Genomic DNA, 19,772 nt, shown 5'->3' with positions numbered 1-19,772 from the left:
GCGAGGGCGATCGGAGGGAGGCCTCGATGGCGAACGGCGAAGCCGTGAGTGGCGACCCGTCGGGAGAACGACGCCAAGCCGATCTGTTGCGTCCCGCCTCCGGACGGACGACGTCCATGTCGACGCGGGTGCCAGTGGCTCGTCGGTCTCGGTCGGCCCGTCGCGGCTCACTCGTCGCCGACGAGAACTGTCGCGAGCCGGTCGCCGCACCGCGGGCAGTTCAGCGTCTGCCACGTGTCGGGGTCGAGGTCGCCGAACGGCTCGGACCGACGCGCGTCCGCGACGGCGACGCTCGTCCCGCAGGTCTCGCAGTCGTAGGTGTCCTCTGGGTCGGTCATTGCCGGGCGTACGGGCGCGTCGGCGAAACCGACTTCGCCGCGCGGCGCTACTGATACGTCATGAGCCGGTTCGCGGCGGTGGCGTTCGACCTCGACGACACGCTGTGCCGCCACGACCACGACGTGACCGCCCTCTACCGCCGAGCGTTCGAAGAGGCGGGCGTCGAACCGTTCGGCGAGCCCGACGAGCTGTGGTCCCTCCTCGACGGCCCGCCGGACCCCGACGACCGGGTCGGCTACCTCGGCGCGGGGTTCGCGCGGCTGGCGGCCCGACACGACAGGAAGGTCGACCCGGTCGCCCTCGCGGCCGCGTTCGAGGCGGTCGCGGACGAGTCGCGGGTGACGTTCCTGCCGGGCGCGACGGACGCGCTCTCGGCCGCGGCGGCGGCGGGACCCGTGGGCGTGCTCACGAACGGTCCCGAGGACCGGCAGCGGGCGAAGGTCGAGGCGCTCGGGCTGGACGACCTCGTCGACGTCATCGTGTACGCCGGGGACCTGCCCCGGCGGAAGCCCCACGCGGATCCGTTCGAGCGGCTGACCGCGGCGCTGTCGGTCGAGGCGTCGGAGACGCTGTACGTCGGCAATTCGCTGGCGTACGACGTCGCGGGCGCGCACAACGCCGGGTTCCGGTCCGCGTGGCTGCGGGCCGACCCGGAGGACGTACCCGGAGCGTACGGCCCGGACCACGTCGTCGACTCGATGGCGGAGATCGCGGGCCTGCTGGCCGAGGGACGCGGAGCCGACGGCCCCGAGCCCGGAAGCGACGCGGCGGCGACCGAGCCGGGGGAGGGTCGGTGAGCGACGCGGTCCGAGCCCGCGCCCTCGCCGAGACGCGACCCGGGGCGACGGTCGCGAGCGTCGAACCGCTGGGGCGGGGGAACCGCAAGCGGACGGAGGTGGTGCGGTTCGAGACGACGCCGCCGGTCGTGCTCCAGCGCTCGCCGACGCCGGCCGCGACCCGGACCGAGGCGGCGCTACTGACGGCGATCGGCGAGCGGACGGACGTCCCCGTCCCGCGGCCGCTCGGCGAGGGCGTCGTCGACGGGACCGGATGGCTCGTGACGCCGCTGGTCGACGGACGCGACCTCCACGAGGCGTTCGTCGACCTCGGTCCGGCCGACCGGCGAGGGGTCGCCCGGGCGTTCGGGCGGTGGCTCGCGGCGCTTCACGAGGCGTTTCGGTTCTCGGGGTGCGGACGGCTCGCGGTCGATGGCGGGGCGGACGCGGTCGGCGGCGGGACGGACGAAGGGTCGGTCCTCGGGCGCGACCCGACGCTCGCCGTCGGCGATCCGGTCGACGCCGAGGAGTGGCTCCGAGAGTTCGGGGAGCGACACGCGTCGCGGCTCCCCGACGACTTCGACGATCTCCGCGGCCGGCTTCGTGACGCGTTCCGGGAGACGACCGCGTCGGACCCCGATCCGCGGCTGTTCCCGTGGGACTTCCGGCCGGGGAACGCCATCGTCGCGGACGGCGCGGTGACGGCCGTCCTCGACTGGGAGGCGCCGCTGGCCGCGCCGCGGGGCGTGTCGGTCGCGAAGGTCGAACACCTCGTCGTCGACTGGTACGTGCCGGCGGGCGAGACCGAGCCGCTCCGGCGGGCGTTCCGCGACGGCTACGAGTCCGTCGCTCCGCTGCCGCGGGTCGAGCGCGCGCATCGCGCCGCGGCCGTCGCGAGCGCGGTCGTCGACGGCGAGGGGGTGGTGACGAACCCGCGCTACCCGCCGGTCGACCGCGACGCGGCGGTCGAGTTCCACCGACGGGCGCTCCGGCGCGCGCTCGACGGGCCGGCCGAGTGACCGGGGAGAGGCGGGCCGACGCCGGTCGCCGGTCAGTACAGCGCCGTGGCCGCGAGGATGCCGGCGGTCTGGCCGAGGCCGACGAGCGCGATGCCCGCGACCGTCCCCGTCCCGGAGCCGGCGAACGCGGCGACGACCGCGCCCGCGACCGAACACGCGGCCGCGGCGTGGTGAACCGTCGAGCGCGGGACCGCCGCGTCGCGGAGCCCCGTGTAGACGAACGCCGGCGCTGGCAGCAGCATCCAGCCGTAGAAGGCGACGGCGAGGAGCGCGTCGGCCGGGAGCGCGGCCCCGAGCGCGGTCCCGTCGCGCGCGAGGAACCCGAGGACCCCCGCGAGCGTGACCGGCGTCCCCGCGAGGATCACCAGCTTCCACGCGCGGAGGACTCCCGTCGACATGTCGCGCCACGAGGCGACGACGAAGGCGACGAGGAGCGTGCTCATCACGACGTGCGCGACGAACAGCGCGTGGAGGGAGACCGCGCCGAGGACCGCGCCCGCGGCGACGCCCCACGCCGCGGGGACCAACAGCGCGGGACCGTTCTCGCGGAGCGTGAGGGCGGGGCCGTCTGCCGGGTACGCGCGTGACACACGCGCCGCTTCCGCGGCCGGAAACATAAACCTCGGCGTCTGGCGGAGGGGCGGAGAACCGCACGAACCGCTCGTTCGCTCGCCGTGAATCGGTCGCGTGGTCAGTATCTGCGCGAATAACTGCGGTTGTACGGAAACGATCGTCCAGCGAGAGTCGTGGTAACTGTACACTCGCAATTCTTATGACCGGTCGGGGTCTCTCTATGGTTGTAATGGCGACCGGAAAGGTTGATTTCTTCAACGACACTGGCGGCTACGGATTTATCGAGACTGACGACGCGGACGACGACGTGTTCTTCCACATGGAAGACGTCGGCGGCCCGGACCTCGAAGAGGGCCAGGAGCTCGAGTTCGACATCGAGTCCTCCGAGAAGGGTCCCCGCGCGACCAACGTCGTTCGGCAGTAAGCCGATCCGAGAAGGTGGGTCGGTCCGGCTGACACCGAACGCGACTCTGACACACGGTAACAAACGTTTTCGTCCGCGCCGCGGGCTCACGTCCGCCGCGGTCGTATTTTATTCCCGACGAGCGAAACGCTCGTCGAGTGCGCACGGAATCGTCGGAAAAGAGACGAGAGCGGCCGCGTCCGCGCTCAGACGTGCTGCCCGAAGAGCCCGCGGCCCTTCGTCACCTCGACGTCGCCCTCGACTTTGGTCTGGCAGGCGAGGCGGACGTCGTGGCTCGGGTGGTGCGGCGGGAACCAGAGGCGGGCCTTCTCTTTCTTGCCCGGCTCGCTGACCTCGCCGTCGACCTGGACCGCACAGGAGCCGCACGATCCGGCACCGCGGCAGTTGAGCTGCTCCATCTTGCCGTTGTAGACGGACAGACCGGCCTCTTTGAGCACGTCGCGCAGATTAGCGCCCTTCTCGCATTCGATTTCCTCGCCCTTGTAGGATACAGTAGGCATGTCGAGTGACGGTACGCGAGCGATCCACAAAGAGTCTGTGTCCGCGGGACGCGACGACCGGAACCGCGAACGGCGACCGCGGCGCACCGCGAAACGCGCGTGTGCCGAGCGTCGGACGCCGACGGGGCGTTTTTTACCCTCGGCACCGCAGGGAGGCACAATGGGACTCAGGTGTCTGCTCGGACACGACTTCGGCGAACCCGAACTCCGGCGCGAGCGCGAGGAGGAGGGCGACGAGGTCGTCACGACCGTCAGGGAGGTGAAGACCTGCGCTCGCTGCGGCGAGACGCAGATCGTCAGCGAAAACACCGAGGTGACGACGATGGAACAGCTGGCCGACGAGGCCGCCGCGAACGCCGGCGGCCGGAACGACGCGGGAGCGGCCGCGACACCGGCGGACCGCGACGCCGCGGGATCCGCCGAGGGGCCCGCGACGCCCGGCGCGTCGTCGAGAGCCGTCGGCGCGGACGACGCCACGCCCGCGGACGACGGGCTGACGCTCGACGAGGAGCCCGGCGCGGGGAGCGACGACGCGGTGATCATCGACGACGGCGCGGCCGACGACGCGACCGGTGCGACCGACGCCGGACCGTCCCCGAACGAGGTCGAAGAAGAACCGGAGTCGCCGGAGCAGTCGAGCGCCGCGAGCGAAGCGGACTCGGCGGCGGGACCGGGAGACGAGGACGCGGAGCTGCTCGGCGCCGGCGGCGAGTCGACGGGCGATCGGTCGGCCGCGAGCGACGCCCCGGCGGAGTCGGCCGCGAGCGACGAGACGGACGCTGAGAGCGACGACGGCGTGATCCTCGACGACGAGGAGGAGGCGGCGACCGGTGACCGGGAACGGGGCGCGTGGCCGTCGGTCGACGAGGCGGACGCGGCGGGCGACGGCCGGGCCGCGTGGCCCGACCACGGCGGGGAAGACGAGGGGTTCAGCGCCGAGATCGGGGAGAGCGGCGAGGCGGGCGTGGAGTTCGGCGGGGGGCTCACCCCCGAGGCCGCGGAACGGCGGGAGGGAGAGCCCGAGGAGACGGAGTACGTCGAGGCCCCCGACGACGGGGAGACCGTCGCGTTCGACGCCGGCGAGGACGAGACGGGGATCACCCGCGGCGAGAGCCCCGACTTGGACACGACCGGGACGGACGAGCCGACCGAGTACTACTGCCCCGAGTGCGGGATGGTCCGCGCCGCGGACGGGAGTTCGATGCGGGCCGGCGACATCTGTCCGGAGTGTAAGCGCGGGTACGTCGACGAGCGGCCGCGGTAGTCGCGGTATAAACGGGCGCGTCGGCCGCCGAACCCACCGAGCGGGCGTGACGAAACTGGTTTACGCCGGCCTGTCGAACGGTCGCGGCATGAAGGAGTACAAGATGCGCCGCGGCGAGCATCTGGACGACCGCATGCCGGACCTGAAGGGCTCCGTCGAGGAGTACTTCGGCGAGGTCACGGGCACGGAGGAGTGGGAGGGCCACGAACTGTACGTCGTCGGTGACCCCGACAACCCGGTGTTCGACCGGATCGTCGCGGGCGCCGCCGAGTACGGGAGCAAGAAGGACAAGCTGGCGGTCCACTTCGAGGAGCGGCCCGCGGAGGACGTCATCGCCGAGGGGAACGCCGATGCGGCCGCGGACGCCGTCGACGCGAAGAACGACTTCCTGCTGGAGGCGACCGGCCGCGACGCGAAGTCCCGCCGCGACTCGCTGAAGCGCGAAGTCGAAGACGACGCGCCCGACTACTGATCGGACTCTCCCGCGGACGGCGACGCTTTCTCTCTTCGAGAGCCCGCGTACTCCCGGTAGCGGTCCGCTCGTCCGCCGAGATCGGTCGGAACCCGCGCCGGCGTGGCCGGAGAGTGTCAGGATCGATCGGTTAAATATTTATTCGGATTTGAGTAAAGACTTCAGCAGTATTAACTCGGTCGGGGGCGAAAGACGGGTATGAGCATCGAGACGATCGTGCTGGCGGTCGGGACCGAGGACGACGAACGCATCGAGCGGCTCGCGGACGAGATCGTCGCCGTCGCGGAGCCGGCGGACGCCGAAGTCGTGTTGACCCACGTGTTCGACGAAGAGGAGTTCGACGAGACGCGCGCGAAGCTCGGCTTCGAGGCGGGCAGCGAGACTGCGACGCCCGACGCGGTCGCGGAGCGACACGCGGCGACCCGGAAGCTCTCGAAGGCGCTGGCGGCCGCCGGCGTGCGACACTCGGTCCGCGGCGCGGTCGGCGACCTCGCGGCCGAGGTCGTCGAGACCGCCGAGGGCCTCGGAGCCGACCGCGTCGTCGTGGGCGGGCGGCGACGCTCGCCGACCGGGAAGGCCGTCTTCGGCAGCGTCGCGCAGGAGGTCATGCTCTCGGCGCCGTGCCCGGTGACGTTCGTCCGCGAGTCCGCGTCGTAGCCCGGTTTCGCGCGAGCGCCCCGGTTCCCTCCCCCCGCTCGACCGGCCGAAGCGTCCCGCTTAAGTGAGACGGGTCCGCGGTTACACCCGATGTACTACGTGGGCGTCGATCTCGGGGCGACGAACGTCAGGGCGGTCGTCGGCGACGAGACCGCGGCGGTCCTCGGGTCCGCGTCGCGAGGCACCCCGCGGGGCCCGAACGGCATCGCCGTCACCGAGGCCGTCTTGGAGGTGGTGCGGCGGGCCTGTACCGACGCCGGGATCGCGCCGAACGAGGCGACCGCGGCCGGGATCGGCTCGATCGGGCCGCTCGATCTGGCCGAGGGGGTCGTCCAAGGACCCGCGAACCTGCCGGACACCGTCGAGCGCATCCCGCTCGTCGGGCCGGTGGGGCGGCTGCTCGACACCGACGAGGTGTACCTCCACAACGACACCATCGCGGGCGTCATCGGGGAGCGGTTCCACTCCGAGCGCAACCCCGACGACATGGTGTACCTCACCATCTCTTCGGGGATCGGCGCGGGCGTCGCCGTCGACGGCAACGTCCTCTCGGGGTGGGACGGCAACGCCGGCGAGGTCGGCCACATGACCGTCGACCCGCACGGGTTCAGGACCTGCGGCTGCGGCCTCGACGGCCACTGGGAGGGGTACTGCTCGGGCAACAACATCCCGAAGTACGCCCGCGAGCTGTACGAGGAGGACCCGATCGAGACGAGCCTCCCGATCGAGGACCCGGACTTCTCCGCGGTCGACGTGTTCGAGGCGGCGGGCGAGGACACCTTCGCCGACCACGTGATCGACCAGGTGGCCCACTGGAACGCCATGGGAATCGCCAACGTCATCCACGCGTACGCGCCAATCGTCGTGAGCGTCGGCGGCGCGGTCGCGCTCAACAACCCCGACCGCGTCCTCGACCCGATCCGCGAGAAGCTCCCGGAGATGGTGTTCATCAACGTCCCCGAGGTGCGACTCACGGACCTCGGCGACGACGTCGTGGTGAAGGGCGCGCTCGCGAGCGCGCTGACGGCCGGGACCGGGGACCGCTCGCGCGTCGAGAACGCGCCCTGACCGGAGGCGAGGCGGACCCCCGCCGCGGACTACTGTTCGAACTCGTCGAGCTCCGGCTCGACGTCGGCGCCGACCGCGTCGCGCGTGTCGAGGAAGGCGTCGCGGTACCGCCAGATCTTCCGGAGGAGGACGTAGCCGAACGCGCCCTGGAAGACGACGACGAAGCCGAACAGCGCGACGACCTGCGGGAGACCGAGGAGCGCCGAGGCGATGCCGGTCACCGGGCCGACGAGGGTGTTGTACAGCGCGTGGATCGCGGCCGCGAGGACGAGCCCCTTGACGATGATCGGGCCGCGGTTCCCGGGGTTGAACTTCGCGAGCCCGAGGTAGTAGCCCGCGAACGCCGAGTAGACGACGTGGCCGGGACCCGCGAGCGCCCGGAGCGCGGCGATGCCGTCGCCGGCACCCAGCGCCGCGATCCCGACCGTCAGCTCCGCCATGTCGACGTTCTGTGCGATGTACACGAAGTTCTCGATGACGACGAAGCCGAGGCCCGCGATGGCCCCGTACACCGCGCCGTCGATGACGGCGTCGAAGCGGGCGTCGGTGTACGCGTACAGCCGCACCGCGAGCAGCTTCACGGACTCCTCTATCGGGCCGACGACGACGAAGAAGAACACGACGATCCCGAGGAAGCCGAGCGGCCGGAAGTACGGCTGGAGCACGCTGTTCAGTATCGCCGCGAACGTCGCGGTGAGGATCGAGAGGAGGAACGTCGCCACGAGGAGCGACAGCGGCTCAGCGGTCGTCACGTCCGAGACGTACACGTACGCGGCCAGCCCGAGGGCGGGGACCACGGAGAGCCCGAGGAGGATGGCGATGGCCGGGTCGAAGAGGAGCCCAAGCCCGAAGGAGCCGAGGATCGCTAAGAGTCCGACGAACGCGACGAGGACGACCCCGGCCTTCGCGGAGCGCGTGAGGAGCCAGTACAGCGCGACCGACAGCCCGTCGAGGGAGGTGCGCTCCTCCCACGTCGCGACGTCGTAGAGGTCGCGGTCGTCGTCGGCCCGAGACGCGATCGGGTCCTCGTCGGTTGGCATGGCCCCCGCTTCGCCCCCCGGTGACTTAACCGATGGGCGGGAGCGGGCGGACCGGCGACGGGGACGACGCCCCGACCGACGACGGCGGGCGGAAGTCGCGCGACCGACCGCCGCCGCGCCGCGGCCGACAGGATTGAAACTGCGGCGGGCGAAGGCGGGGTATGCACTTCGATCCGCGGGTTCAGCGCGCCCTCGAAGAAGCGGGGCTGGACGCCGACGCCGTCGCCGACGCCTCGGACCGAGTCGCAGAGCTCGTCGCGCGGGACGCCGACCGCCTTCGAGAGTTCTTCGACGGGGACGGGGCCTACTACTCCGACATGGAGATGGCGCACAGCTCGGCGTCGGTGCAGGAGCACGCGAGCGCCGACGTCGACCTGTTCACGCACGGCGGCGACCTCCGCGGCTACCTCTCGCTCGACGGCTGGGGGGTCCCGGTGGAGGGCGGGCGGATCCTCCGGGAGGACGACGGCGGCGCGCCGGCGGTCGTCGAACTCTCGCTCGGGGACACGGTCAACGACCGCGTCCGGTTCGCGCGCGAGCGCGAGGAGCTCTGACGATGGCGCGGGCCCGCGTCCGCGGTATCTACGCGACGGCGCTCACCGCGCGCCTGCTCGACGCCGGCCACGAGGTGGTCGACGCCTCCCCGCCGATCCGCCGGCGGTTCGACGCCGAGTTCGGGACCGAGCCGCCGGCCGTCCGGATCGAGACGAGCGCGGACCGGCAGGGGGTCGGCGCGGGCGGCGACCCCGACGCGCTCGACGCGGTCCGCGGAGTCCTGACGGGCGCGGGCCGCGACGCGCTCGCGTGGCCCGACCCGACGCCGCCGGGGACCGTCCTCGACGGCGAGGTGACGGAGACCCTCGGCGGCGGTGCGGTGGTCGACCTCCGGGTCGGCGACGAGCGGGCCGGCGGCGACGGCGACGAGGGGACGGGCGCGCCCGCCGCGGCCGCGGAGGGCTACCTCCCGTACGGCGACGTCGACGCCCGGGTCGAGACGGGGGACGCGGTCCGGGTTCAGGTGCGCGAGTCGGCCGCGCCGTGGACCGACCGCCGCCCCGAACTCGCCGGGGGACTGCGGATCGGCGGCGACCTCGTCGCGCTCGAACCGGGGTCCGGGACGCGGGTCGACGTCCGGGAGGACGAGGCGGCCCGCGAGCTGGCCGGAATGATCGACCTCCTCGACCTCGACCCGCCAGCGGGCTGGCGGGCGGTGTGGCGGCCCCCGGCCGTCGACGCCGACACGGAGGCGCTGACCGCGGGGCTCGACGCGGCTGTCGAGGCCGCCGAGGGGCTGCGCGCCGCGGTCGGAGCCGAGGACGAGACGGGGGGTGAGCTCGGCGTCCTCGGCGACCGGAGCCGACTTCGCGACGGCCCGCTCGCCGCGCCGAACGCCGGCGTCTGGGTCTGGTTCGGCCGCGAGAGCCGGGCCGGGCTCGACGACGCGCGGCGGACCGCGACCGCGACGATGCCGGGCCACCACCGCGCGAAGGCCGGGTCGGCGGACGCCTCCGCCGGGGTCGACCTCGCCGAGGCGCTCTGCGAGCCCGGGGCCGACGCCGAGTTCCCGTTCTCGGTCGTGGCCGACGCGTTCGGCCCGCGCGAGGGGGACTCGCTCCGGATCGACCACGGGAAGCCGGACGGGCGGCTGATCACCCTCGGCGAGGGGAGCGTCACCGGGGTCGACCCGGACGGAACGGTCGCCGTCGAGCGGGAGATGAGCGGCGGCGGGACCTACGACGGCCTCGGCGTCGACCGCCGGGCCGGCGACGTCGCCGAGACGAGCCTGAAGGAGGGCCGCTGGTGGTACCCGACGACGTACCGCGGCCGGGACGGGACCGTCCGCGGGACGTACGTCAACGTCTGTACGCCCGTCGAGGTGTTCCCCGACGCGGCCCGCTACGTCGACCTCCACGTCGACGTGGTGAAGCTGCCGGACGGGACGGTCGAGCGCGTCGACGACGACGCCTTAGACGAGTCGGTCGCGGCCGGGTACACCCCCGAACCGCTGGCCGAGAAGGCGCGGAGCGTCGCCTCGGCCCTCGAAAACGCGCTGTAGGGGCGGATGCGAGGACCGCGGTCCGGTCGCCGGGACGCGGTAACGGGGACGGCAACGGTCGCTCCGGCCCGAAGTACGTCGCCGAGATCTACGGCGACGCGATCGGGGCGGGCGTCGACGCGGACCCGACCGGGGTCCGCATCGACGAGGCGGGCGTCGACCCCTCGACCACGCTGCTCGCGTCGCTACCGTTCACGTCGTTGTAGGAGAGGCGGGGGGCGAGAGACGCCGCGGCGGGACGCGCGTTCAGAAGTGGTTCGCGGACTCGGTCTCGTGGCGGAGTTCGCCGCCGCGGCCGCCCTCGACCGTGGACGCGCCGTTGTCACCGGAGGAGGCGGTCCGGACGGTGACGTTGTCGACCTCGTCGAAGTCCATGATGAGGTCGCGGCGGATGTTGTCGGCGGTGATGTTGGAGATGCCGCAGCCGGAGCAGGTGCCGCCGAGTTCGACGACGACCTCGCCGGTGTCGGGGTTCGCCTCGCGCACGACGCTCGTGCCGCCGTGCATCTGGATGATCGGCATCTGTCCGACCATCCACCGCTCGACCCGGTCCGCGAGGCTCTCGTCGTTCTCGTCGCTCATTGCTACTTCTTCTCTCCCGACGATATGGAAAGTTGCGGTTTAGGAGCCGGAGAAGCCCGCGAAAGGAACTGTGTCATCGTCGATGAGACGGGAGGGCGGCAGCCGAGCGCGCTATCGCTCCCCTTCGTCGCTCCGATCGACGGACTCGCCGGACTGGCTGGGGAGGCTGGTAGGGTCGGCCGCGCCGTCGCCGTTCAGCGAGTCGTCGCGTTCGAGCACGTACAGCAGCGGCCCGAGCGCGGTGAGGACGAGGACGCCGGGCAGGGGCGCGTCGGGAACGAGGATCAGCGTGGCGAGGCTCGCGCCGCCGGTGAGGACGACGAGCGCGGCCCAGGTCGCCGGCGAGCCGAGGTCGACGCCGACGCGCGCGGCGTCGCGGTAGACGGCCGCGGCGATCAGCGCGACGGCGACGCCCCCGCCGCCCCCGACGAGGGCCGTGGTGACGGACATGCCACTCGTTGGGGCGAGACGCGAAAAAGGGTGTCGCGAGCGGACGGCGAGGGGCTGAGAGCGGACCGGCCGATGCGGTGCGGCGCGGTCGTCGACGGAACTACGGCGCTTCGCCGGTCTCGATGCTGAAGGAGTCGCGCGGGTACGCGACGCAGGTGAGCGTGTAGCCGTCGTCGATCTCGGCCTCTTCGAGCATCTGCTGGTTGTCGTGCTCGACGAAGTCCTCGGAGGGGCCGTCCGCGATCCGGCCGGCACAGGAGACGCACTGACCCTGTCGGCAGGCGTACGGGAGGTCCCACCCGTTGTCCTCGCCCTGCGCGAGGATCGGCTTGTCGTTGGAGAGCTCGATCGTCTCGCCCTGCTTGACGAACTCGACCTCGAAGTACTCCACCTCGTCTTCGGGGATGTCACCGGGGCCGGCGCTGACGGTCTCGCCCCCTTCGAGTTCGCCCCCTTCGCCGTCACCGGCTGCCGGGATGGCGCCGCCCCCGCCACCGCCGCCGCCGACCGCGCGGTTCCCCGGCTCCGGGAACTCGGTCTCCGGGACCGCGGACGCGCGGCGTTCGAGCACTTCGTCCGAGATGTCGGTAGTGGGCTCCCACCCGGTCCCTCTCACCGAGCCGATGAGGATGATAAGCAGCGTCGCGACCGCCGCGAGCACGATCGCGGGCGGGTTTGCGACGTTGGCAATGAGCGGATTGAGCATACGAACCGATATGGAGAGGTGGCATAAGGCCGTTTTGATCGATCCAACCGCGTGAGACCCCCGACGGCGGTGATCGGCGGGGCCGTCACGCCGCGGAGCGGTCCATTTATCGGCCGAGCGGTCGACCGGGCCTCCATGGAAGTGAAATCCCGGCACCATCTCCGGAGCGACCAGATCACGGCGATCCGCGAGGCGGTCGCCGACCACCTCGGGGTCGACATCGACGGGGAGACGTTCGAGTTCGTGGAGTTCGTCGACGCCGGCTACGAGCTCGTCCTGGTCGACGGCGACCCCGCCGTCTTCTACGTCGACGACGACGAGCCGTTCCTCACCGTCCGAGGGGCGAACGACTACGACCCGGAGACGGGCGTCGTCACGGTCGACGCCGGCGCTATCTCGTTCGTCTCCGACGGCGCCGACGTGATGCGCCCGGGCATCGTCGAGGCCGACCCGGCGATCCGCGCGGACGACCTCGTCGTGATCGCCGAGGAGACCCACGGGAAGGTGCTGGCGGTGGGCCGCGCGCTGGCCGACGGCGACGAGATGGTCGGCGACAGCGGAAAGGTCGTCGAGTCGATCCATCACGTCGGCGACGACCTCTACGAGTTCTCGGTGTGAGCGACCGGGGAGCGGCGGCCGACGGCCGGCTATGAGCGCGTCTCGGGCGGGAAACGCCGAAGCGGGACGCGGAGCGTGGATCGCCGTTGCGAGCGTTCCGCGCCTCGTCCGAGCGCTCCGCGCATTTTAATCGCCTCCCACGTGACCCCAACGGTAATGACCGCGATCCGGGTGCTGAGCTACAACGTCCGCTACGCCAACCGCGGCGACCACCACGACGCCTGGCACGACCGCCGCGACGCAGTCGGCCGGCTCGTCCGTTTTCACCGACCCGACGTCGCCGCGTTTCAGGAGCCGGTCCCCGAACAGCGCCGCGACCTCCGGCAGCGGCTCCCGGAGTACGAGTTCGTCGGGCGGGGCCGCGAGGCCGACGGCGAGGGCGAAGGGTGTCCGATCGGCGTCCGGAGCGACCGCTGGGCGGTCGTCGACAGCGACACGTTCTGGCTCTCTGAGACCCCCGAAACCCCGTCGACGGGGTGGGGGGCGACGCACCCGCGGATCGCGACGTGGGCCCGGGTCCGCGACCGAGAGAGCGGCGACGCGCTCCGCGTCGTCAACACGCACTTCGACCACGTGAGCGCCGACGCGCGCCGCGAGGCGGCCCGCCTGCTCCGCGAGCGAGTCCCGGAGATAGCGACGAGCGACGGGGTCGAGACCGCCGGGGAAGCCCCGGTCGTCCTCGTCGGCGACCTCAACTGTACGCCGGGCTCCGACCCGCACCGGATCCTCGTCGGCGACGACGCGGAACGCGACGCCGACGCTCCCGGGACCGCCACCGACGCGCCCGCGCTGCGCGACGCCGCGGCCGCCGCCGACCTCCGGCACGGGCCGGAGACGAGTCTCACCGACTTCGCTCGCCTCATCGACGGTCGGCGGATCGATCACGCGCTCGTCTCACCGGGGGTGTCGGTCGAGGCGTTCGCGACGCTCACGGACCGTGACGACCGCGGGCGATATCCCTCCGACCACCTGCCGGTCCTCGCGCGGCTATCGATGTAGCCGAGAGCGCTACTCGGCGTCGCCGTCGGCGGCCCCCTCGGCGGTCTCGTCCTCGTCGCCCGCTCCCTCGTCGGTCTCCGTCTCGTCGTCCTCCGCTTCCTCCGCGTACTTCTCCAAGATGGTCTCGTAGCCTCGCTTGGCCGTCTCGTACGTCTCTCGCAGGTCGGCCACCGGCGTCTCGCTCGCGTCGACGCGGAGGTCGTCGTAGTAGGGATCGTCCGCCTCCTCCTCGGTGGTTCGGACGAGCAGCGCGGCGGACTGGACTTCGAGGTCCTCCCGTTTATCGCCGCCCGCGGCGTGGCCCGCGGCGAGGGCGTCGATCAGCCGCTCGGCGAGGGGCGCGTCGCCGTGGGCGTCGGACTCGTAGGCGGCCGCGGTGTCTTCGACCACGTCCTCGCCGGTCAGGAGGTTCCCGGCGACGGTGTAGTTCTGTCCCTCGCGGTGGCCGTACCAGCCGTTACACTCGTCGCCGGAGAAGGCGAACGTCCCGTCGGCGTCGACGCCGTGGAGCTGGCGCTGGGCGCTCCCGTCGTCGGCGTTGAGGAGGGCCTCCAGGGCGTCGTCGACCGCGAGCCCGTCGCCGAGGTACTCGATTCCCTTCCGGCCCAACTCGACGTTGACGAGCGACTGGGTCGCCACCGCCCCGTCCGACGAGGCGAACGGACACAGCGTGCCGACGCCCGGCAGCCGGGTCGTCACCGCCACCCCGAACCGGATCTGGTCGTCGCCGTCCTCGTCGGTGTACCGCTCGCGGACGCAGATGCTGAACGTCACACCGGTGGTGCGCGAGCGTCCCGCAAAAGGGTGCGTGCCGGGGCCGATGGTTCCGGTTCCGAAACGGGACGCGGGGCCGGCGCGCGCGAGGGATCGTCGGGGTGCCCGCGCCGACCCCTACCGTCGATCTCACGAACCGCTGATAAGACCGACCGAGGGACCGTCGGCGAACCGGGGGGACTCGGTGAGGGCGACGGGGGCGAACGGAACGTGACGAGTGTCAACGGGCGACATACTTATCCGTGGCAATCCCCCCCACATATATAGCCTCGGATACGGGCGAGGCGACTACCGGCACCGACACGGAGAACGACGACGCGCTGCTCGCGGTCAGACGAGTTGTCGACACGCGCACGGTGAGCGGCGGCTCCGACCGTCGCGTCGGGGCCGGGTGACGCCGCCCGTCATCCGAGCGAACGTGATACGATGGCAGAAAGACACACGCTCGAACGGCTCAGCGAGGAGTACCGGACGGAGGTCCCGGACGATCTCAGAGCGGCGCGCTCGTTCGACTGGTACCTCGACGCGCTGTACGACGACCCGCGGATCGCGCGGAACGCCCACCAGCGCGTCGCGGACATGTTCGACTACTACGGGACCCACTACGACGAGGAACGCGGCGTCGTCGAGTACGCGCTCGCCGCGGAGGACCCGCACCACGACGGCGAGAACGTGTTCTACGGTCGCGAGGTCCACGAGGCGATCCACGAGTTCGTCAACAAGGTGAAGTCCGGCGCGCGCGGGCTCGGCCCCGAGAAGCGGATCAAGCTCCTGTTGGGGCCGGTCGGCTCCGGGAAGTCGCACTTCGACTGGCTGGTGCGCCGCTACTTCGAGGCGTACACCCGGGAGGACGCCGGGCGGATGTACACCTTCCGATGGGTCGACCTCTGTTCGGTGATCGACGATCAGGACCCGGACGACGACGTCGTCCGCTCGCCGATGAGTCAGGACCCGCTCGTCCTCCTCCCGAAGCCGCAGCGGCAGGCCGTGATCGACGACCTCAACGAGCGGCTCGACGCCCCCTACACGCTCCGGAACGAACAGCACCCGGACCCGGCCTCGGAGTTCTACCTGAACGAGCTGCTCGCACACTACGACGACGACCTCCAGCGGGTCCTCGACGAACACGTCGAGGTCGTCCGGCTCGTCGCCGACGAGAACCGCCGGCAGAGCATCGAGACGTTCGAGCCGAAGGACAAGAAGAATCAAGACGAGACCGAGCTCACGGGCGACGTCAACTACGCGAAGCTCGCCGTCTACGGCGAGTCGGACCCGCGGGCGTTCGACTACGCCGGCGCGTTCTGTAACGCGAACCGCGGGCTCTTCTCCGGCGAGGAGCTGCTCAAGCTCCAGCGGGAGTTCCTCTACGACTTCCTCCACGCCTCCCAGGAGTCGACGATCAAGCCGAAGAACAACCCGCGGATCGACATCGACCAGGTGATCGTCGGCCGGACCAACATGCCGGAGTACCGCGAGAAGACCGGCGACGAGAAGATGGAGGCGTTCAACGACCGCACCAAGCGGATCGACTACCCGTACGTGTTGGAGTACGAGAGCGAGGCGAGCATCTACGAGAAGATGCTCGACAACGCGGACGTGCCCAACGTCCACGTCGAGCCCCACGCGCTGGAGATGGCCGCGCTCTTCGGCGTGCTCACCCGGTTAGAAGAGCCGACCGACGAGACCGTGAGCCTGCTTGAGAAGGCGAAGGCGTACAACGGCGAGCTCGAAGACGAGGAGATCGACCGGCGGAAGCTCCGGGAGGACGCCGCCGAATCCGCCGACGTCGGCGAGGGGATGGACGGGATCTCCGCGCGGTTCGTCGGCGACGAGATCGCCGAGGCGATCATGGACGCCACGCACCGCGACCGCAGCCACCTCTCGCCGCTGTCCGTCTTCGACCACTTCGAGGCGAACCTCGGCGGCCACGGCTCGATCGCGGCCGAGGACCTCGGTCGCTACGAGCGCCTGCTCGACCGCGTCCGCGAGGAGTACCGCGAGCGCGCCATCGAGGACGTACGCCACGCGCTAGCGTACGACGTCGACGAGCTCCGGCGGCAGGGCGAGAAGTACATGGACCACGTGATGGCGTACATCGACGACGACACCGTCGACGACGAGCTCACCGGCCGGGAGACCGAGCCGGACGAGACGTTCCTGCGCGCGGTCGAGGAGCAGCTCGACGTCCCCTCGGACCGCAAGGACGACTTCCGGCAGGAGGTGTCGAACTGGGTCTCTCGGCGCGCCCGCGAGGGGCGCGGGTTCGACCCGCAGGAGAACGACCGCCTCCGCCGCGCCTTAGAGCGCAAGCTCTGGGAGGACAAGAAGCACAACATCAACTTCTCGGCGCTGGTGTCCGCGACCGACCTCGACGACGAGGACCGGAGCGCCTGGGTCGACGCGTTGGTCGACCGCGGCTACTCCGAGGACGGGGCCGCCGAGGTGCTGGAGTACGCGGGCGCGGCGGTCGCGCGCTCGGAGATCGAGGACGGCGGGGACTGAGATGAGCGACCGCACTCGAACCGACGGCGAGGGGTTCGTCGACGCGGCCGACGAGGCGCTCCGGGGGGCGTACGACCCGCCGATGGACATCGAGTCCTACGTCGACCGCGTGTTAGAGCGGCCGACCGCGGCCGCCTCCGGCGCGGGATACGTCCTCGCGGCGATCGAGTCGCAGGGGACTCGGGAGGTCCGCGAGCGCGGCGAGACGCTCGACCGGTTCCGGTTCTTCGACGATCCGGCGAACGACGGGGAACACGCCGTGTTGGGCAACACCCGCGCGCTCAACGCGTTCGTCGACGACCTCCGCGCGGCCGCGACCGGGCGGGGCAACGACGAGACCATCGTCTGGATCGACGGCCCGACCGCGACCGGGAAGTCGGAGTTCAAGCGGTGCCTGATAAACGGGCTCCGCGCGTTCTCGAAGACGGACGCCGGCCGCCGGTACACCGTGGAGTGGAATGTCGCCGGTGCCGGCGCGGGCGTCGGCAGCGGGGGCGGGGCGGGGGCCGCCTCGCTCTCGTACGGCGACGGCGGCGACGCCGGGGAGTGGTACCGCAGTCCGGTCCAGACGCACCCGCTGTCCGTCTTCCCGGAGCCGGTCCGGGAGTCGGTCGCCGACGCGGTCGACGGCGACGCGTACCCGATCGCCGCCGACGTGGAACTCGACCCGTTCAGCCGCGAGGCGTACGACCACCTGGAGTCGACCTACCGCGAGCAGGGGCGACGTGACCTCTTCTCGGCGATCACCGACCGCGACCACCTCCGTGTGACCAGCTACGTGGTCGACGTCGGGCGGGGGATCGGCGTCCTCCACGCCGAGGACGACGGCACGCCGAAAGAGCGGCTCGTCGGCTCGTGGATGGGCGGAATGTTGCGCGAGCTCGACTCGCGCGGCCGGAAGAACCCGCAGGCGTTCAGCTACGACGGGGTGCTCTCGCAGGGGAACGGCGTCGCGACCGTCGTCGAGGACGCGAGCCAGCACGCCGACCTCCTCCGGCGGCTGCTCAACGTCCCGGACGAGCGGCGCGTGAAACTCGACAAGGGGATCGGGATGGACTTAGACACCCAGCTGATCGTCATCTCGAACCCCGACCTCGACGCCGAGCTGGACCGGCACGCCGAGCGCGGCGACGCCGACCCGCTGAAGGCGCTGAAGCGGCGGCTCTCGAAACACGAGTTCCGCTACCTCACGAACCGCCGGCTGGAGGCCCGGCTGCTTCGGCGCGAGATCGCCGGGGCGACCGCGGCGGGGGGCGCGACCGTCGACGGCGATCCCGAGGCGACCGATCCGAAGTCCGTCGTGCGCGCGCCGACCGCCGACGCGGCGGCCGCTCGGGGCGGCGCGGACGCCGATCCCGGGAGCGACCCGGGCGCTGCGCCGCTGTCGATCGACGTCCGGGAGTCGGACGGGAGCGTGGCCGAGCGCGAGATCGCGCCGCACGCGATCGGGGCGGCCGCGCTGTACGCGGTGGTCACGCGGCTCGACGCCGACGACCTGCCCGGCGACCTCGACCTGATCGAGACCGCCGAGCTGTACGAGACCGGCGAGGTCGGGCGCGGCGACGACGCGGTCACCGTCGCCGACGTCGACCTCGCCGCGGGCGACGGGCGCAACGGGATCCCGGTCACCTACGCCCGCGACGCGGTCGCGGACCTGCTCGCGACGACGGCCGACCGACACCACCCGGAGCTGCCGGTCGAGCGCGTCGTCACCCCGACGGACGTGCTCGACGCGATGGCCGACGGGCTCGCCGACGCGCCGCTGTTCTCGCGGGCGGAGGTCGCGGAGTTCGAGGGACGGCGCGGGGCGGTCGCGACCGAGGTCCGCGAGCGGCAGCGCGAGGACGTGATCGACGCGATGCTCGCGGAGGAGACCGTCTCGGCGGAGACGGTCGCCGAGTACGTCGAACACGTGTACGCGTGGGACGACGAGGACCCGACGACGCGGGGCCGCGAGGACGAGGCCCCGGACCCGCTCGTCATGAAGGTGTTCGAGACGGAGACGCTCGGGCGGTTCGACGAGAGCGACTACCGGGGGACCGAGCCGGGGCGCGACGTCGAGCGGTTCCGGCGCAAGCGCGTGATCCGCGGGCTCACCCAGTACGCGTGGCGCAACCGCGACGACGCGTTCAGCGTGGACGACGTCGACCTCGCGGAGGTGCCGGAGCTGAAGGCGGTGATCGACGCGAACGACCTCACCGACGTGAAGCGTCGGTTCCCGGACCTCGACCCCGGGGCGTGGCCCGACCCGCCGGCGGACACCGAGACGGAACGGGTGAAGTCCGAGACGGTCAACCGGCTGTGCGAGCGCGGGTATAGTCCCGCGTCCGCGGAGCTGGCGAGCCGCGCCGTGATGGAGGAGATACGCGAGGAGTGGCCCGACGTCGACGGCGGGCGGGTCGCCGACGGGGACCCGGACGGCGGCGCGGGCGCGAACGGAGGTGAGAGCCCGTGGGACTGACCGAGGACCGCGAGCGGTTCCGCGAGGTCGGCGAGACGCGCCGCGCGGACCTCGCCGAGTTCATCAGCCACGGCAACCTCGGCGGCTCCGGCGCGGACCGGATCCGGATCCCGATCAAGGTCGTCGACCTCCCCGCCTTCGAGTACGACCAGCGCTCCGCCGGCGGCGTGGGACAGGGCGGCGACGGCCAACCGCAGCCCGGCCAGCCGGTCGATCCCGAGCCCGGCGACGGCGACGAGGCGGGCGATCCCGGCGAGGAGGGCGGCGACCACGAGTACTACGAGATGGACCCGGAGGAGTTCGCCCGCGAGCTCGACGAGGCGCTCGGCCTCGACCTCGAACCGAAGGGGAAGCGGGTTGTCGAAGAGGTCGAGGGCGACTTCACCGACACCGCCCGCGCCGGCCCGCGGGGCACCCTCGACGTCGACGAGTTCTTCAAGCGGGGGCTGAAGCGCCACCTCGCCACCGACTTCGACGAGGCGTACGTCCGGG

Annotated in this window: 23 protein-coding genes; 15 read left to right on the top strand and 8 right to left on the bottom strand. The window is 71.8% G+C overall.

Annotated elements, in window-relative coordinates; translation table 11 throughout:
• Positions 1–167: 167 nt before the first annotated feature.
• Entirely contained in the window at positions 168–338 is a 171-nt protein-coding gene (locus C464_RS19050; protein ID WP_006111446.1) for a hypothetical protein, read from the bottom strand.
• Positions 339–398: 60 nt separating this feature from the next.
• Between C464_RS19050 and C464_RS00160 the strand changes: the two genes are divergently transcribed.
• Positions 399–1,136 carry an HAD family hydrolase gene (locus C464_RS00160; protein WP_006111445.1) on the top strand — a complete coding sequence of 246 codons (738 nt, stop codon included), beginning with the start codon at positions 399–401 and terminating at the stop codon, positions 1,134–1,136.
• The gene (locus C464_RS00155; protein WP_006111444.1) at positions 1,133–2,134 is read left to right on the top strand and encodes a phosphotransferase family protein; all 1,002 of its coding nucleotides are present in this window, start codon (positions 1,133–1,135) and stop codon (positions 2,132–2,134) included. Before C464_RS00160 ends, C464_RS00155 begins: the two co-directional genes overlap by 4 nt.
• Positions 2,135–2,166: 32 nt before the next feature.
• Here the strand turns inward: C464_RS00155 and C464_RS00150 are convergent, their stop codons facing one another.
• Positions 2,167–2,751, bottom strand: coding sequence for a hypothetical protein (locus C464_RS00150; protein WP_006111443.1), 585 nt, complete (start codon positions 2,749–2,751; stop codon positions 2,167–2,169).
• 185 nt (positions 2,752–2,936) lie between these two features.
• On the opposite strand from C464_RS00150, the gene C464_RS00145 reads away from it, so the two are divergent.
• Positions 2,937–3,131, top strand: coding sequence for a cold-shock protein (locus C464_RS00145; RefSeq protein ID WP_004599158.1), 195 nt, complete (start codon positions 2,937–2,939; stop codon positions 3,129–3,131).
• A 185-nt stretch (positions 3,132–3,316) separates the two neighbouring features.
• Here the strand turns inward: C464_RS00145 and C464_RS00140 are convergent, their stop codons facing one another.
• Complete coding sequence (locus C464_RS00140) at positions 3,317–3,631, bottom strand: 2Fe-2S iron-sulfur cluster-binding protein (protein ID WP_049910729.1); 315 nt, start codon at positions 3,629–3,631, stop codon at positions 3,317–3,319.
• A gap of 160 nt (positions 3,632–3,791) precedes the next feature.
• Between C464_RS00140 and C464_RS00135 the strand changes: the two genes are divergently transcribed.
• The 4 genes from C464_RS00135 (at position 3,792) to C464_RS00120 (ending at position 7,092) form a co-directional block, all read left to right on the top strand.
• Positions 3,792–4,895 (top strand): DUF7093 family protein, encoded by a 1,104-nt coding sequence (locus tag C464_RS00135; protein ID WP_006111441.1) that lies wholly within the window; start codon positions 3,792–3,794, stop codon positions 4,893–4,895.
• Between the two features lie 88 nt (positions 4,896–4,983).
• Positions 4,984–5,367, top strand: coding sequence for a DUF5611 family protein (locus C464_RS00130; protein WP_006111440.1), 384 nt, complete (start codon positions 4,984–4,986; stop codon positions 5,365–5,367).
• A gap of 198 nt (positions 5,368–5,565) precedes the next feature.
• Positions 5,566–6,024 carry a universal stress protein gene (locus tag C464_RS00125; protein WP_006111439.1) on the top strand — a complete coding sequence of 153 codons (459 nt, stop codon included), beginning with the start codon at positions 5,566–5,568 and terminating at the stop codon, positions 6,022–6,024.
• A gap of 90 nt (positions 6,025–6,114) precedes the next feature.
• Positions 6,115–7,092, top strand: coding sequence for an ROK family protein (locus C464_RS00120; RefSeq protein WP_006111438.1), 978 nt, complete (start codon positions 6,115–6,117; stop codon positions 7,090–7,092).
• Between the two features lie 29 nt (positions 7,093–7,121).
• Here C464_RS00120 and C464_RS00115 read toward each other — a convergent pair whose 3' ends face one another.
• Positions 7,122–8,132 carry a PrsW family intramembrane metalloprotease gene (locus C464_RS00115; protein WP_006111437.1) on the bottom strand — a complete coding sequence of 337 codons (1,011 nt, stop codon included), beginning with the start codon at positions 8,130–8,132 and terminating at the stop codon, positions 7,122–7,124.
• Between the two features lie 161 nt (positions 8,133–8,293).
• Between C464_RS00115 and C464_RS00110 the strand changes: the two genes are divergently transcribed.
• A complete protein-coding gene (locus C464_RS00110) occupies positions 8,294–8,686 on the top strand; it encodes a DUF7532 family protein (RefSeq protein WP_006111436.1) in 393 nt (130 codons plus the stop codon).
• A 2-nt stretch (positions 8,687–8,688) separates the two neighbouring features.
• Positions 8,689–10,188 carry a DUF402 domain-containing protein gene (locus C464_RS00105; RefSeq protein WP_006111435.1) on the top strand — a complete coding sequence of 500 codons (1,500 nt, stop codon included), beginning with the start codon at positions 8,689–8,691 and terminating at the stop codon, positions 10,186–10,188.
• A gap of 246 nt (positions 10,189–10,434) precedes the next feature.
• On the opposite strand, the gene C464_RS00100 is transcribed toward C464_RS00105, so the two are convergent.
• From C464_RS00100 to C464_RS00090, 3 genes are all read right to left on the bottom strand, one after another.
• Positions 10,435–10,770, bottom strand: coding sequence for a NifU family protein (locus C464_RS00100; RefSeq protein WP_006111434.1), 336 nt, complete (start codon positions 10,768–10,770; stop codon positions 10,435–10,437).
• Between the two features lie 111 nt (positions 10,771–10,881).
• A complete protein-coding gene (locus C464_RS00095) occupies positions 10,882–11,220 on the bottom strand; it encodes a hypothetical protein (RefSeq protein WP_006111433.1) in 339 nt (112 codons plus the stop codon).
• 100 nt (positions 11,221–11,320) lie between these two features.
• Positions 11,321–11,926 carry a 2Fe-2S iron-sulfur cluster-binding protein gene (locus C464_RS00090; RefSeq protein WP_006111432.1) on the bottom strand — a complete coding sequence of 202 codons (606 nt, stop codon included), beginning with the start codon at positions 11,924–11,926 and terminating at the stop codon, positions 11,321–11,323.
• Positions 11,927–12,061: 135 nt separating this feature from the next.
• On the opposite strand from C464_RS00090, the gene C464_RS00085 reads away from it, so the two are divergent.
• Both C464_RS00085 and C464_RS00080 read left to right on the top strand, forming a co-directional pair.
• Complete coding sequence (locus C464_RS00085) at positions 12,062–12,544, top strand: RNA-binding protein (protein WP_006111431.1); 483 nt, start codon at positions 12,062–12,064, stop codon at positions 12,542–12,544.
• A gap of 156 nt (positions 12,545–12,700) precedes the next feature.
• Positions 12,701–13,543, top strand: a complete 843-nt coding sequence (locus tag C464_RS00080; RefSeq protein WP_006111430.1) for an endonuclease/exonuclease/phosphatase family protein — start codon at positions 12,701–12,703, stop codon at positions 13,541–13,543.
• A 9-nt stretch (positions 13,544–13,552) separates the two neighbouring features.
• Here the strand turns inward: C464_RS00080 and C464_RS00075 are convergent, their stop codons facing one another.
• Complete coding sequence (locus C464_RS00075) at positions 13,553–14,317, bottom strand: DUF1028 domain-containing protein (protein WP_006111429.1); 765 nt, start codon at positions 14,315–14,317, stop codon at positions 13,553–13,555.
• Positions 14,318–14,559: 242 nt separating this feature from the next.
• On the opposite strand from C464_RS00075, the gene C464_RS18850 reads away from it, so the two are divergent.
• The 4 genes from C464_RS18850 to C464_RS00060 form a co-directional block, all read left to right on the top strand.
• The gene (locus tag C464_RS18850; protein WP_161781651.1) at positions 14,560–14,712 is read left to right on the top strand and encodes a hypothetical protein; all 153 of its coding nucleotides are present in this window, start codon (positions 14,560–14,562) and stop codon (positions 14,710–14,712) included.
• Between the two features lie 31 nt (positions 14,713–14,743).
• Positions 14,744–16,819 (top strand): PrkA family serine protein kinase, encoded by a 2,076-nt coding sequence (locus C464_RS00070; RefSeq protein WP_006111428.1) that lies wholly within the window; start codon positions 14,744–14,746, stop codon positions 16,817–16,819.
• Position 16,820: 1 nt separating this feature from the next.
• Positions 16,821–19,280 (top strand): serine protein kinase PrkA, encoded by a 2,460-nt coding sequence (locus C464_RS00065; RefSeq protein WP_006111427.1) that lies wholly within the window; start codon positions 16,821–16,823, stop codon positions 19,278–19,280.
• On the top strand, positions 19,271–19,772 hold a 502-nt coding region (locus C464_RS00060; protein ID WP_006111426.1), incomplete at its 3' end, for a DUF444 family protein. The genes C464_RS00065 and C464_RS00060, both read left to right, overlap by 10 nt.

This window comes from Halorubrum coriense DSM 10284, assembly GCF_000337035.1.
Taxonomy (GTDB): Archaea; Halobacteriota; Halobacteria; order Halobacteriales; family Haloferacaceae; genus Halorubrum; species Halorubrum coriense.
The sequence above is the reverse complement of the archived record's forward strand: the minus strand, read 5'-3'. Positions and strand labels throughout refer to the sequence as shown.